Genomic DNA, 13,624 nt, shown 5'->3' with positions numbered 1-13,624 from the left:
GCTGCCTGCGTCTCAAGAGGGGACCCCACATGAACAAGCCTCTCCTTGCCGCGCTCGCCACCCTGGTGATCACCGGGGCGGGCACGGCGCCCGCGGCCGCCGCCGCGCAGAACGGCGGCGCGGCCGCCGCTCCCGCGAAGAAGCCGGCCCCCGCGGTCAAGGCCGTCGACTTCGCCGGCACCGTCTCGCTGAGCAACTGCTCAGGCTCCGTCATCCGCTTCCCCGCCTCAGCGGACAGCGACCCGGCGCTCGTGCTCTCCAACGGCCACTGCCTGGAGACCGGCTTCCCGGACCCCGGCGAGGTCATCACCGGCCAGTCCTCCAGCCGCACCTTCGGCCTGCTGAACTCCGCCGGCACCAAGGTCGCCACGCTCCGCGCCAACCAGGTCGTCTACTCCACCATGACCGACACGGACGTCACGATCTACCGCCTGACCAGCACCTACGCGCAGATCAAGAACGCGTACGGGATCAGCGCGCTGACCGTGAGCGACACCCACCCGGTGGCCGGCACCGCCATCAAGGTGGTCTCCGGGTACTGGAAGAAGATCTACAGCTGCGCCATCGACGGGTTCGTCTACCGCCTGAAGGAGGGCGGCTGGACCTGGAAGGACTCCGTCCGCTACACCTCCGCCTGCAACACCATCGGCGGCACCTCCGGCTCGCCCGTCGTCGACACCGCCACCGGCAAGGTCGTCGCCGTCAACAACACCGGCAACGAGGACGGCCAGCGCTGCACGGAGAACAACCCGTGCGAGGTCGACGCGAGCGGCAACGTCACCGTCCGGCAGGGCATCAACTACGCCGAGGAGACGTACCAGATACCCGCCTGCTTCACGACCGGCAACAAGCTCGACCTGAACGCGAGCGGCTGCGTCCTGCCCAAGCCGTGAGCGACCCGCACTGAGCCGCAGGGCGGGCGGTCACGCCGGAGCACGGCGGACCGCCCGCCCCGCCAGCACGTCCGTGCGCCGGCCGTCCTCGATCACGAACCGGCCGTCGATCAGCACGTACGGGATGCCGGTCGGCAGGGTGCGCGGCTGCTCGAAGGTGGCGCCCGCCGCGACGGTCGCCGGGTCGAACAGGACCAGGTCGGCCCGGTACCCCTCGCGCACCACGCCCCGGTCGGGCAGCCGCAGCCGCGCCGCCGGCCGCCCGGTCAGGTGCGCGACGCACTCCTCCAGCGACAGCACGCCCAACTCCCGCACGTAGTGACCGAGGTAGCGCGGGAAGGTGCCGTAGGCGCGGGGGTGCGGCTTGGTCCCGCGCAGGATGCCGTCGGAGCCGCCGGTGTGGACGGGGTGCCGCATGATCGCCTGGACGTTCTCCTCGTGGCCCACGTGCTGGAGGATCGTCGTGCCGAGCCGGTCCTCGACCAGCAGCCGGCGGGCGACGGTCCACGGGCTCTCGCCGCGCCGCGCCGCCGACTCGGCGACCGTCCGGCCGACGTACCCGGCGAGCGCGGGGGCCGTGACGCCGGAGACCTCGATCGTCTCCCACTCCACCGGCACCCCGTGGCAGCCGTCGGAGCCGGTCACCTCCAGGTCGCGGCGCACGCGCTCGGCGGTCGCCTCGTCGGCGAGTCGGCCGAGGACGCGGTCCGGGCCGCCCTCGCTCGCCCAACTCGGCAGCAGGGCCACCAAGGTGGTGCAGCCGGGGGTGTACGGGTAGGTGTCGAGGGTGATGTCGGCCCCGGCGGCCAGCGCCTCGTCCAGCAGGGCCAGCAGCTCGGGCGCCCGGCCCTTGTTCGGGCCGAAGTTCATGGTGGCGTGGGCGAGGTGCAACGGGCAGCCGGCCGCGCGGCTGAGCGCCACCATCTCCGCGTACGCCTCCAGCGCGCCCGCGCCGTAACTGCGGTGGTGCGGGCAGTAGTAGCCGCCGTACCCCGCCACCACCCGGCACAGCTCGGTGAGTTCGGCGTCCTCGGCGTACATGCCGGGTGTGTAGGTGAGCCCGGAGGACATGCCGACCGCGCCCTGTTCCATGCCCTCGGCGACCGACCGCCGCATCCGGTCCAGCTCCTGGGGCGTGGCCGGGCGGTCGTCCCAGCCCACGGCGAGCGCGCGGACGGTGCCCTGCGGGATGAGGTAGGCCGCGTTCACGGCGATGCCCTCGCCGTCGAAGCCGTGGTCGAGGCGGTCCAGGTACGCGCCCACCGACCGCCAGGAGAAGTCGATGTCGTCGCCGTGGCCGTTCCAGCCGGTGATGGCCCGGCGCACCTCGGCGAGCGTCCGGTCGTCCACCGGCGCGTACGACAGGCCGTCCTGGCCGATCACCTCCAGCGTGACGCCCTGCGCGGCCTTCGCGCTGTGGTCGGGGTCGCGCAGCAGCTCCAGATCGCTGTGGGCGTGCATGTCGACGAAGCCGGGGGAGAGGACCAGGCCCTCCGCGTCCAGCTCGCGTCGCGCGCGCGGCCGCCGGCAGCCCGCCGAGGCGGCCTCCTTCACGATCGAGACGATCCTGCCGTCCCTGACCGCCACGTCCGCGCGGTAGGAGGGCGCGCCGGTGCCGTCCACGACGTCCGCGTCCCGGACGACGAGATCGGCGAAGTCGGCGAGCTCGACGGGGTCCATGGGTGACTCCTTCCGCGGTGGCGCGGGCTAGAAGAACGTCCGTACGTACTCCACGACCGTCCCGTCCGCCTCCGCCACCGGGATGAGGGACCACTTGTCGAAGGACGTGCAGGGGTGGGACAGGCCCAGGCCGATCCAGTCGCCGACCCGCACGTCGGCGTCCGGCGCGGTCTCCAGCCAGGTGTGCTGGTCGGACAGGCCGGTGACCGTGACGCCCGTCGCGGGACGCTCCACGCCGTCGCGCCGCACCACCTGCGCCACGGGCAGGTCCAGGTCGTAGGCGGCGTCCCGCTTGCCCGCGTTGGCGAAGGCCTGTCCGGCCGAGGGCCGGGAGACGACCTGCGCCCACAGCCGGAACGCGGACTCCAGCGCGCCTTCCCCGGGCACCCGGTTGAACGGGGTGACCTGCCGGTAGCGACCGTCGTCGTGCGAGACGTACGCGCCTGAACGCAGCAACTTCAGTACGGGCGACGAGAGTGAGGGGATGCCGGCGAACACGTCGGCCACCGCGTCGAACCAGGCGCTGCCGCCCGCGCTCACCACGATCTCCTCCAGCCCCTGGAACCGCCCGGCCCGGTCGAAGCCGGCCGCCAGCTCCACCAGCCGTCGCAGATACGCCCGCACCCGGTCCGGGTCGGCCTCAGGCACCTCGCCCTCGTATCCGGCGACGCCGGCCAGCCGCAGCGTCGGCGCGGCGGCCACCGCGTCCGCGACCGCCGCGCAGTCGGCCTCGGTGCGCGCACCGGTCCGGGCGCCCTCCCCGGCGGCGAGTTCGACCACCACGTCCAGCGGCCGGGCGGCGCCGCGCAGCGCCGCGTCCATCAGCTCCACGCCGCGCACCGAGTCGACGTAGCAGACCAGGCGGAAGGACGGGTCGGCGGCGAGTTCGGCGGCGAACCAGCGCAGGGCGGCCGGGTCCACGACCTCGTTGGCCAGGAAGATCCGCCGTACGCCGAACTCCCGCGCCACCCGCACCTGGTGCGGCAGCGCGAGGGTGATGCCCCACGCGCCGTGGTCGAGCTGCCGCTGGAACAGCCGCGGGGCCATGGAGGTCTTGCCGTGCGGCGCGAAGGCGAGGCCGTGGCGCTCCGTGTACGTCTCCATCAGCCTCAGGTTGTGCTCCAGGCGCTCGGCGGACAGCGCGAGCACGGGCGTGGTGAAGCCGCCGGTGAAGAGGTTGCGGCGCTGGGCCGCCAGTTCGCCCACGGTCAGGCCGTCCGCGTCCGGGGGGAGGCCCTTGAAGCGGTGGTCGACGCGTTCCTCGTCCAGCCCGGCGAGTGCCTCGGTGCTCACGGAACCTCCCTGATCAGCGGCGTTGCACTGAATGCAACGCTCATTGCGCATGTCGCTCACTGCTGTCTAACATCTCGGCCACGCGAGGTCAACGGACGTCCCCGCACCCCGGCACCGAGGAGCTACGAGCATCGTGACCGCCAGCGGACCCCGCAACAGCCCCGGCGACGGCAAGGACAGCGGTACCGGTGCCGAAGCCGCCCCGGCTGTGCGCGCCGTGGACGTCGCGACGCTCGGCGAGTCCATGGTCGCCTTCCGCCCCTCCCGCCCCGGCCGCCTCGCCGACGTGCCGTCCTTCCAGCGCGGCATCGGCGGCGCCGAGTCCAACGTGGCCTGCGTGCTCGCCGCCGCCGGGCACTCCGTGCGCTGGGTGAGCCGGGTCGGCGCGGACGGCTTCGGCGATCACCTGGTGGGGACGATCGGCTCCTGGGGCGTCGACGTGGACGCCGTGCGCCGTGACCCCCACCGCCCCACCGGCGTCTACTTCCGCACCGCCGGCGACCGCGCCACCGACGCCCACGAGGTGGCGTACTACCGGGCCGGCTCGGCGGCCTCCGCGATGTCCGCCCGCACGATCGACGTGGCCGCGCTGCGCGCCTGCCGCGTGCTGCACCTGTCGGGCATCACGGCGGCGCTCTCCGGCGACTGCCTGGAACTGCTGCGCGAGCTGACGGCCCCCGGGCCCGGGCGCCCGCTGGTCTCCTTCGACGTGAACTTCCGGCCCGCGCTGTGGCCCGACGCCGACGGGCCACGCGTCCTGCTGGAGCTGGCCCGCCGCGCCGACATCGTCTTCGTCGGCGACGACGAGGCCCGCGCCGCCTGGGACCTGCGCGGCGGCCGGGCCGTGCGCGAGGCGCTGCCCGAGCCGGGGATCGTCGTCGTCAAGCAGGGGGCGGACGGGGCGACCGCGTTCGAGCGGAACGCCGAGCGGGCGGGCGAGGCCGGGGCCGCCGACGGCACCGCCACGCATGACACCGACACCCGCGTCGCCGCCCCGCGCGTCGACGTCGTCGCCCACGTCGGCGCCGGCGACGCCTTCGCCGCCGGGTTCCTCTCCGCCACCCTGCGCGGCCTGCCCGTCCGCGACCGGCTGCGCCACGGCCACCTCGCGGCCGCCGCCGCCCTCACCGTCCCCGGCGACCTCGCCGCGCCGCCCGCCCGCGACCACGCCGACCGGCTGGCCGCCCTCGACGACGCCGCGTGGGGGAGACTGCGACTCGGCCCCGGCTGGACGCGCACCGCCCGGCGGGCCGAGGAGGAGGTACGCACCCCATGAGCCAGACCGTCGACCGCGCCCTGAGCATCCTGCCGCTGCTCGCCGAAGGCCCCGCCGACCTCGGGAAGGTCGCCGACCGTCTCGGCGTCCACAAGTCCACCGCGCTGCGCCTGCTGCGCACCCTCCACGAACACGGCCTGGTCTACCGCCAGTCCGACCAGCGCTACCGCCTCGGCGCCCGCCTCTTCGCCCTCGCCCAGGAGGCGATGGAGAACCTCGACGTCCGCGGGATCGCCCACCCCCACCTGGTCCGCCTCAACGAGGCCTGCGGCCACACCGTGCACCTCGCCGTGTACGAGGAGGGCGAGGTCCTCTACATCGACAAGGTGGACAGCCGCTACCCGGTCCGCATGTACTCGCGGATCGGCCGCCCGGTCGCCATCACCGTCGCCGCCGTCGCCAAGCTGCTCCTGGCCGACCTGCCCGAGCCCGAGCGGCGCGCGGTCGCCGAGAAGCTCGACTACCCCCTGTACACGGCCCGTTCGACGCCCGGCCCCGCCGCCTTCCTCACGGAACTGGCGACCGTGCGCGAACAGGGCTGGGCCACCGACCTCGGCGGCCACGAGGAGTCCATCAACTGCGTCGCCGCCCCCATCCGCGGCGCCGACGGCCGGGTGGTCGCCGCGATGTCGGTCTCCGCGCCGAACGTCGTCGTCACCGCCGACGAACTCCTCACCCTGCTCCCGCTGGTGCGCCGTACCGCGGACGCCATCAGCGGCGAGTACTCCGGCAGAACCCCCGTACCGACCCCAGACAGGGACCCCGCATGACCGAGAAGACCGCCCTCACCCCCCAGACCCACACCGTCCCGCCCGCGAAGTTCTCCCACGGGGTCAGGAAGGGCAACATCCTCCAGGTCGCCGGCCAGGTCGGCTTCCTGCCCGCCGAGGAGGGCAAGCCCCCCACGCCCGTCGGTCCCGGCCTGCGCGAGCAGACCCTCCAGACCCTCGCCAACGTGAAGGCGATCCTCGAAGAGGGCGGCGCGAGCTGGGACGACGTGATGATGATCCGCGTCTACCTCACCGACGTGGACCACTTCGCCGAGATGAACGCGATCTACAACCAGTACTTCGAGGAGCAGGGCCTCACCCAGCCGCCCGCCGCGCGCACCACCGTCTACGTCGGTCTGCCCGCGGGGCTCCTCATCGAGATCGACGCGCTCGCCGTCCTCGGCTGAGGCCGTAGCCGGCGGAGGCCGCCCCCGACCGGGGCCGTACGGGACGGACCCGGTCCCGTGTTCCCCCTGGGGCGAGTCCGTCACCGCCTCCCTCACCCGCACTCCCGCACGGCACGGCGCCCACCACCCCCCGGGCGCCGTGCCGCGACCCGCCCTGCCCGAAAGCCCCATGCACTTACGCCCCTCACCCCACTTCCGCAGAGGACCCCCCGTATGTCCCCTTCGCTCGCTGCCGCCGCCCCGGCCGCGCCCCCGCACACCGGCGGCCTGCTCCTCCTCCTCGACGGCACCCCCGGCCTGCTGCTGGTGGCCGGCATCGGCATCGCCCTGCTGCTCTTCCTGATCATCAAGGCCCGGCTCCAGCCGTTCGTGGCGCTGCTCGCCGTCTCCATAGCCGTCGGCCTGCTGGCCGGCCTGTCCGTCACCGAACTCTTCGGCACGGTCCAGCGCTCGGACGCCGTCTCCACCATCGAGTCCGGCATGGGCGGCATCCTCGGCCACGTCGCCATCATCATCGGCCTGGGCACCATGCTCGGCGCGATCCTGGAGGTCAGCGGCGGCGCGGAGGTGCTGGCCTCCCGGCTGCTGAACCTCTTCGGCGAACGGCGCGCGCCCCTCGCCATGGGCCTGACCGGCCTGATCTTCGGCATCCCGGTCTTCTTCGACGTGGGCATCTTCGTCCTCGCGCCCCTCGTCTACGCCGCCGCCAAGCGGGGCGGCCGGTCGATCGTCCTGTACTGCCTGCCGCTGCTGGCCGGCCTGTCCATGACCCACGCCTTCCTGCCCCCGCACCCCGGCCCGGTGGCCGCCGCGGGACTGCTCCACGTCCAGCTCGGCTGGATCATCCTCATGGGCGTCGTCTGCGGCATCCCCGCGGTGCTGGCCGCCTGGGCGTACGCGGCCTGGATCGGCAAGCGGGTCTTCGTCGAGGTGCCGCAGGACATGGTCGAGGCGGCCGAGGAGGCCCGCCGGGCGGTCCTCGCCGAGCAGCGGGCCTCCGGCGTCGAGCCGAGGGAGGCTCCGGTGGCGCTCGGCACCGTCCTCGGGATCATCGGCACGCCCCTGGTGCTGATCCTCGCCGCCACCTTCTCCTCGGTCGCGCTGGACCCGTCGACGGGCCGCTCGGTGATCGAGTTCTTCGGACACCCGTTCGTGGCGCTCACCATCGCCCTGGTGCTCGCCTACTACCTGCTCGGCATCCGCCGGGGTTGGTCGCGCAAGTCCCTGGAGGCGGTGTCGACGGCGTCCCTGAAGCCGGTCGGCAACATCCTGCTGGTGGTCGGCGCGGGCGGGGTGTTCGGCGCGGTGCTGAAGGCGAGCGGGGTCGCGCAGGCCCTCTCGGACACCTTCAACGGCGTGGGCCTGCCGGTCATCGTGCTGTCGTACCTGATCTCGCTGGTGCTGCGGGTCGCGCAGGGATCGGCGACGGTGGCCATCGTGACGACGGCGGGCATCGTCGCCCCGCTGCTGTCCGAGGGCCACCACTCGCAGGCCTTCGTCGCCCTGGTCATCATGGCGATCTCGGCCGGCTCCATCTTCGCCTCGCACGTCAACGACGGCGGGTTCTGGATGGTGGCGAAGTACTTCGGCATCAGCGAGCGGGACACGCTCAAGACGTGGACGGTGCTGGAGAGCGTGCTGTCGCTGGCGGGGTTCGCGGTGGCGGCGGTGCTGAGCGTCTTCGTGTAGGGCCGCGGTGCGGGGCGGCGTCCGGCCGCGCGGTGCCGGCGTCCGGCTGGGAGGAGCCGGCGTCCGGTCGCGCGGTGCCGGCGTCCTGCCGTTCGCGAGTGGCGTCCGGTCGCGCGGTGTTGGCGTCTGATAACGAAGTCGGGCCCGACAGTGCCTCGCACAGGTTTGTCGACCATACTTCGCGCTGTGGAGCAGCGCATAGGTTCGAGCAGCCGGCCCCTGAAGAACGAGCCCGTGACGGGGGCCGGTTTCGACCCGGCCTTCATCCCCGGCCTCACGCCGCCCGCGGCGGCCGACCCCGCGGACGGGGGACCGGGGGCGGAGCCGGAGGAGACGCCGTCGGCCGCCGCCGGAACGACGTCCTCGGCGGCGGTCCCGGAAGACGCGGTCCCCGAGGCCGCCGGGGCGAAGGCCGCCGAGGCCGCCGACGCCGGGACGGAGTCCGTCGAAGAGGCCGGGACCACCGAGGGAGCCGACCCGGGGGCCGAAGCCGCCGCCGACGGGCCGGTGTTCGAGGCCGCCGACCGCCGGGCGCGGATCCTCGCCGACCACCGGGGCGTACGGCTCAGCCTGGACGACCAGGAGTGCGAGTTCCGCTGGGACGAGATCGGCGCGGTGGAGACGGAGACCCCGCGGTTCGGCAAGCGCTTCACGGTCACCGTTCACACCCCCGAGCGCCGCTGGTACCCGATCGAGATCGAGGCCCCGGCCAGGTCCCGCTTCGCCGAGTGGGAGGCGCAGCTGGACGCGGTGCTGGACGCGTACTTCGAGGAGGGGGCCGAGGAGTCGGCCGCCGAGGACGAGACGCCCGTGAAGGACGAGGAGTCCGCCGCCGGGGAGCCCTCGAAGGAGAAGTGACCGCCCGCCGCCGCACGTCGCGCCCGGCTCTCCACTCCCGGCTCCCGAAAATCTCTCCGGAGCCTGTGAAACATCCGGAGGGGCTCACCGCATCAAGAGGATGAGAGTGCCACGGAGGGCACGGGAGCCGCGGGGGAGCGTGCATGAGGCAGGGACGCGACGACGGCTATCCGGAGTTCGCGGCGGCCCGGGCCGGGCATCTGTACCGGTCGGCCTGTCTGCTCACCGGCGGGGACACCCATCTGGCCGAGGACCTGGTCCAGGAGACCCTCGGCCGGGTGTACCTGAAGTGGGGGCGGATCTCCGGCGCGGACAACCCGGCCGGTTACGTCCAGACCGTGCTCACCCGAACCTTCCTGGCACACCGGCGCCGGCACAGCAGCCGCAGGGAGCGCACCACCGACGTACTGCCCGAGGTCGCAGGGCCGGAGTCGGCCGGTGACGCCTCGCTGCGGCTCACCCTTTTCCAGGCCCTCGGCCAACTCTCCGCGAAGGACCGGGCGGTGGTCGTCCTGCGCTACTGGGAGGACCGCAGCGTCGAGGAGACGGCCGCCGCGATGAACACCAGCTCCGCCGCCGTCCGGACCCGGTGCGTCCGCGCCCTGGCCCGGCTGCGGCTGCTGCTCGGCGACGCGCTCGGCGAGTACGCCAGGTCCTGAGCCGTACGGGGCACGAGCCGTGGGGGAGATCCCGCATCCGCCCGCCCCGGTCCCACCGCCGGCGCGCCGACAGCCCAACCCCTTACCCCTCCACGTCCGAGAAACGGCGGTTCGTCATGCCCGAAGCAGACCACGACTCCTTCGAGGAACGGTTCACCGACGTCCTGCGGGACACCGGCGCGGCCCTCGACACCAGCCGGCGCGACCTGGCCGCCGAGGGCGCGGCACGGGGCCGGCGGCTGGTCGCGCGGCGCCGGGCCGTCGTCGCGGGCGGGGTCGCCGCCGTCGCGCTCGTCGCGGTGGGCGGGGCGCTCGTCCTCCCCGCCGGCCAGGGCGGTGACGACCGGCAGCAGTCCGCCGCCGGCAGCCCCAAGGCGGGCATCGCCACCACGGCCGCCGAGACGAACGCCTCACAACCCGCCGTGTCCGCCGCGAGTCTCCTCGAGACCTTCGGGAAGCTGCTGTCCGGCGGCAAGCTGACGCAGACCGACGGACGCGGGACGGACGACCACCCGTACGTGAGGGGCGTGTACGACGACGGAAGGGGCGAGGGAGCCGTCACCGTCGGCATCAACCGCGTCCCGGTCGGCACCCAGGAGGCGCTCCAGACCACCCAGTGCCCCGACAAGGTGTTCATCGCCTACGACAGCTGCTCCACGACGAAACTGGCCGACGGCTCCGCCCTGATGATCCTGAAGGGGTACGAGTACCCGGACAAGCGCGGCGGCACGAAGCTGTGGCGCGCCGAACTGGTCACGCCGACGGGTCAGTTCATCGAAGTCCAGGAATGGAACGCGGCGGCGGAGAAGGAGGCGCCGGTCACTCGCCCCGAACCCCCGCTGTCGGCGGCGCGGCTGACGCAGCTGGCCACCGCGCCGGAGTGGCGCACGGCGGCGGACGCGATCCCCGCGAGCCAGTGGCCGAAGCCCGCGCCGAACGAGCCGAAGGGCCCGACGGGTTCCGTCTCGGCGACGCTCGCCGGACTGCTGCCCAAGGGCGTCGAGATCGTGGGCAAGGGCAACGCCGACCCGCAGTTCGGGTACGTCGTCGTGGACGACGGCAAGGGCGCGAGCCTGGTGCAGGTCGACGACCAGCCCGACATGCGGGACGTCGAGGGCGAGTTGTTCGGCGCCGGCGCCAAGGTCCTGCCCGACGGCACGAAGGTCGTCACGCGCAAGACGGCCGGCGACAAGGACATCGCGGGCATCGTCATGTGGACGGTGGACACCATCCGCCCCGGCGGCCGCCGCGTCGTGATCAGCGCCTTCAACTCGGGCGCGCAGAACACCGAGCCCACCCGCAAGACCCCGGCCCTCACCCTGCGCCAACTGGAGAAGATCGCCACCGACCCGAAGTGGAACACCCTGAACTGACCCTCGGCCCCCGCCCGTCTCCCCGCACCGCGGGGAGGCGGGCGGCGAGGTATCCGCCCCGGCGGCGTCATGCCGCGTTCGGAAGTGTCAGAGGGGCCCCGCGGAGTCCGCGCGCAGCCGCGTCCCGCGTCGGAAGACCTCCGCCAGGGCCAGGAGCAGGAGGGCCGGCAGGAGGAGCCCGCCGGTGAAGGTGACCGCGAAGGGGATCTCGGCGGCCAGGGGCGTGCCCCGCACCAGCAGCCGGGTGGTGAGCGCAGGCAGCACCGGTGCGAGGACGGCCTGCGCCAGCGCCGCGAGCCCGATGAGGCTCAGCCGGCGCGCGTTCCGCGGGACGAGGACGTCGCCGTCGCGCAGGGTCCGGACCATCCCGAGCAGGAGGACCAGGACGAGCAGCAGGAGCAGGCTGCCGACGAGTTCCGGCAGTGCGAGCAGCAGGCGCTGGCCCGGGCCGGGGTGGGCGAGGACCAGGTCGGCGCGGTGGCCTCCGGTGAGGGTCATGCCGTCGACGGCCGTCTTTCCGGTCACGCTGTCCGCCACCCGGGCCGCGGTCGCGGTCCCGACCTCACGGGTGTGCGTCGCAGCGGTGACGCCGAGCACCCCGAGCAGCGGGATCAGGATCCCGAAGGCGGCGGCCACCGCGGCGGCCGCTCCCAGCACCGCCTCCAGCAGCCGGTCGTTCCGCCGGGCCCAGCCGGACGTCCTGATCGCGGTCATGGCTCCCCCTGCCGCGCGCACCGCACACCGTGCTCCGCGCTGATCGTTCGTCGACACCGTCGTTGACCGATAACGCGGATGCCGGAGCCCGGGTGACGCGCCGGAGGGGCCGAACCCGGAGATGAGCCCGGGAGACGCCGGACCCGGAGATTCCGGCCCGGACGCGCGCCGCGCCCGCCCGGCCCGGGACGCCCGCCCGCCCGGCCGCGGACGCGCGCCCGCCCGGCCCCGGGACGAAGCCGGGACCGGGCGGGCGCCGGTGGGGAAGCGGGTGCCGGGTGTTACGGCAGGGCGTGGACGTGGGCGCCCACCGAGTTGGACCAGGCGTTGCCGGCCGCCGCGTCCCAGTTGGTGGACCAGGTCATCGCACCGCGCAGGTCCGGGTAGGCCTTGGACGGCTTGAACGCGCCGCAGTTGGTGAGCTTGGTCAGGCAGTCCAGGGCGTTGTTGACGACCGTCGGGGAGACGTAGCCGCCGCCGGCGCCGCTGGGGGAGGCGGGCAGGCCCAGGCCGACCTGCGAGGGGGCGAGGCCGCCCTGGAGCTGGATGCAGGCGAGGGCGGTCAGGAAGTCGACCGAACCCTGCGAGTACACCTTGCCGTCGCAGCCCAGCATCGCGCCGCTGTTGTAGTACTGGGTGTTGACGACGGTCAGGATGTCCTTGACGTTCAGCGCGGTCTGGAAGTAGCCGGCCGACGTGGACTGCATGTCGATGGTCTGCGGGGCCATCGTGATGATCAGGTTCGGGCCCGCCTTCGCCGACAGGGCGCGCAGCGCCTGCGTCATGTAGGTCGGGTTGAGGCCGTTCTCCAGGTCGATGTCGACGCCGTCGAAGCCGTAGGTCTGCATCAGCGAGTACACCGAGTTGGCGAAGTTGGCCGCCGACGTCGGGTCGCTGACCGACACCGTGCCCTTCTCGCCGCCCACCGAGACGATGACCTTCTTGCCGGCCGCCTGCTTGGCCTTGATGTCGGCCTTGAACTGGTCGACGGAGTAGCCGTTGAGGCCGGCCGAGTCGAGGTTGAAGGTGACCGCGCCGGGCGTGGTCGTCGCGTCGGCGAAGGCCACCGCGATGATGTCGTAGGCGGCCGGGACGTCCGAGATCTTTTGGACGGTGGCGCCGTTGTTGAAGTTCTGCCAGTAGCCGGTCACCGCGTGCTTGGGCAGTCCCGTGCCGCCTCCGCCGCCCCCGCCGGTGGCCGCCGTGGTGGCCGTCACCGCCGCCGACTTCGCGGACTCGCCCGCCGCGTTGGTCGCCGTCACCTGGAAGGAGTACGCGGTCGAGGCCGCCAGACCCGACACCGTCGCCGAGGTGCCCGTCGCCGAGGCGACCTTCACGCCGTCGCGGTAGACGTTGTAGCCCGTCGCGTTCGAGACGGTGTTCCAGGCCAGGGACACCGACGAGGACGTGGTCGAGGAGACCGCGAGGCCGCCCGGCGCCGCCGGGACCGTCGGGGCCGGGTCACCGCCGCCGCCCCCGTCCGGGCCGGAGACCGACACGTCGTCGGCGTAGTACGCGGCCTGGCCGTACCAGCCGTGCAGGTACACCGTCACCGAGCTGGTCGAGGAGCCGGTGGTGAAGGTGGTCTGCAGCTGCTTCCAGGCGCTGGTGTCCGGGGTCCACGTCGACACGTCCGTCGTGCCCGTGCCGGTCGCGCCGAGGTAGGCGTACCCGCCCTGCACCCAGGCGCTCAGGGTGTACGTCGAGTTGGGCCTGACGGCCACCGTCTGGGTGCACTGGGCGTTGTCCTGCCCGGCCGGGGTCGCCTTGAGCGCGGCGGAGCCGCCGTGCACCGGGGAGGAGACGGTCGCGCCGCTGCCGGCGGAACAGGTCCAGTTGCTCAGACCCGACTCGAAGCCGGCGTTCTTGGCGTTGTTGACGTCGGCGGCCGAGGCCTGGCCGGCGCCCGCGCAGGAGAGGGCGAGCGCCGCGGTGACGGCTCCGGACCAGATGCTCAGCGGCCGAAGCCGTCTGCTGCCGGGCGTGCGTGCTACGCGGTCCACTGATGCCTC

At 73.5% G+C, this 13,624-nt stretch carries 12 protein-coding genes; 8 read left to right on the top strand and 4 right to left on the bottom strand.

The features are described 5' to 3' along the window. Positions 1–29 precede the first annotated feature (29 nt). The gene (locus tag AB0N63_RS09390; RefSeq protein ID WP_365526330.1) at positions 30–893 is read left to right on the top strand and encodes a serine protease; all 864 of its coding nucleotides are present in this window, start codon (positions 30–32) and stop codon (positions 891–893) included. A 30-nt stretch (positions 894–923) separates the two neighbouring features. Here AB0N63_RS09390 and AB0N63_RS09385 read toward each other — a convergent pair whose 3' ends face one another. Together AB0N63_RS09385 and AB0N63_RS09380 are read right to left on the bottom strand one after the other, a co-directional pair. Then, positions 924–2,573, bottom strand: coding sequence for a D-aminoacylase (locus tag AB0N63_RS09385; protein WP_365526327.1), 1,650 nt, complete (start codon positions 2,571–2,573; stop codon positions 924–926). Positions 2,574–2,600: 27 nt separating this feature from the next. Continuing rightward, entirely contained in the window at positions 2,601–3,866 is a 1,266-nt protein-coding gene (locus AB0N63_RS09380; RefSeq protein WP_365526325.1) for an amino acid deaminase, read from the bottom strand. A gap of 217 nt (positions 3,867–4,083) precedes the next feature. On the opposite strand from AB0N63_RS09380, the gene AB0N63_RS09375 reads away from it, so the two are divergent. From AB0N63_RS09375 to AB0N63_RS09345, 7 genes are all read left to right on the top strand, one after another. Continuing rightward, complete coding sequence (locus AB0N63_RS09375) at positions 4,084–5,142, top strand: sugar kinase (RefSeq protein ID WP_365526446.1); 1,059 nt, start codon at positions 4,084–4,086, stop codon at positions 5,140–5,142. Beyond that, complete coding sequence (locus tag AB0N63_RS09370; RefSeq protein ID WP_365526322.1) at positions 5,139–5,912, top strand: IclR family transcriptional regulator; 774 nt, start codon at positions 5,139–5,141, stop codon at positions 5,910–5,912. Before AB0N63_RS09375 ends, AB0N63_RS09370 begins: the two co-directional genes overlap by 4 nt. Continuing rightward, positions 5,909–6,319, top strand: coding sequence for a RidA family protein (locus AB0N63_RS09365; RefSeq protein WP_365526319.1), 411 nt, complete (start codon positions 5,909–5,911; stop codon positions 6,317–6,319). The genes AB0N63_RS09370 and AB0N63_RS09365 overlap by 4 nt, the downstream gene beginning before the upstream one ends. Positions 6,320–6,532: 213 nt before the next feature. Continuing rightward, positions 6,533–8,008, top strand: coding sequence for a gluconate:H+ symporter (locus AB0N63_RS09360; protein WP_365526316.1), 1,476 nt, complete (start codon positions 6,533–6,535; stop codon positions 8,006–8,008). Between the two features lie 186 nt (positions 8,009–8,194). After that, positions 8,195–8,866: a hypothetical protein gene (locus AB0N63_RS09355; RefSeq protein ID WP_365526313.1), complete on the top strand. Its 672-nt coding sequence runs from the start codon at positions 8,195–8,197 to the stop codon at positions 8,864–8,866. 143 nt (positions 8,867–9,009) lie between these two features. Further along, complete coding sequence (locus tag AB0N63_RS09350; RefSeq protein ID WP_365526310.1) at positions 9,010–9,525, top strand: SigE family RNA polymerase sigma factor; 516 nt, start codon at positions 9,010–9,012, stop codon at positions 9,523–9,525. Between the two features lie 116 nt (positions 9,526–9,641). Then, positions 9,642–10,898, top strand: coding sequence for a hypothetical protein (locus AB0N63_RS09345; protein WP_365526308.1), 1,257 nt, complete (start codon positions 9,642–9,644; stop codon positions 10,896–10,898). An 87-nt stretch (positions 10,899–10,985) separates the two neighbouring features. Here AB0N63_RS09345 and AB0N63_RS09340 read toward each other — a convergent pair whose 3' ends face one another. Both AB0N63_RS09340 and AB0N63_RS09335 read right to left on the bottom strand, forming a co-directional pair. Next, positions 10,986–11,612, bottom strand: coding sequence for a DUF2975 domain-containing protein (locus AB0N63_RS09340; protein ID WP_365526306.1), 627 nt, complete (start codon positions 11,610–11,612; stop codon positions 10,986–10,988). Between the two features lie 281 nt (positions 11,613–11,893). Further along, the gene (locus tag AB0N63_RS09335) at positions 11,894–13,615 is read right to left on the bottom strand and encodes a glycoside hydrolase family 18 protein (protein ID WP_365526304.1); all 1,722 of its coding nucleotides are present in this window, start codon (positions 13,613–13,615) and stop codon (positions 11,894–11,896) included. Positions 13,616–13,624: the final 9 nt, after the last annotated feature.

Source organism: Streptomyces sp. NPDC093260, assembly GCF_040683715.1.
In the GTDB taxonomy this organism is placed as follows: Bacteria; Actinomycetota; Actinomycetes; order Streptomycetales; family Streptomycetaceae; genus Streptomyces; species Streptomyces sennicomposti.
This window is presented reverse-complemented; position numbering and strand designations above follow the sequence as displayed.

Bases quoted from the DNA above. Each gene is read 5' to 3' on its own strand.
- AB0N63_RS09390 (WP_365526330.1), top strand. From the start codon at position 30: ATGAACAAGCCTCTCCTTGCCGCGCTCGCCACCCTGGTGATCACCGGG.
- AB0N63_RS09385 (WP_365526327.1), bottom strand. From the start codon at position 2,573: ATGGACCCCGTCGAGCTCGCCGACTTCGCCGATCTCGTCGTCCGGGAC.
- AB0N63_RS09370 (WP_365526322.1), top strand. From the start codon at position 5,139: ATGAGCCAGACCGTCGACCGCGCCCTGAGCATCCTGCCGCTGCTCGCC.
- AB0N63_RS09365 (WP_365526319.1), top strand. From the start codon at position 5,909: ATGACCGAGAAGACCGCCCTCACCCCCCAGACCCACACCGTCCCGCCC.
- AB0N63_RS09360 (WP_365526316.1), top strand. From the start codon at position 6,533: ATGTCCCCTTCGCTCGCTGCCGCCGCCCCGGCCGCGCCCCCGCACACC.
- AB0N63_RS09350 (WP_365526310.1), top strand. From the start codon at position 9,010: ATGAGGCAGGGACGCGACGACGGCTATCCGGAGTTCGCGGCGGCCCGG.
- AB0N63_RS09345 (WP_365526308.1), top strand. From the start codon at position 9,642: ATGCCCGAAGCAGACCACGACTCCTTCGAGGAACGGTTCACCGACGTC.
- AB0N63_RS09340 (WP_365526306.1), bottom strand. From the start codon at position 11,612: ATGACCGCGATCAGGACGTCCGGCTGGGCCCGGCGGAACGACCGGCTG.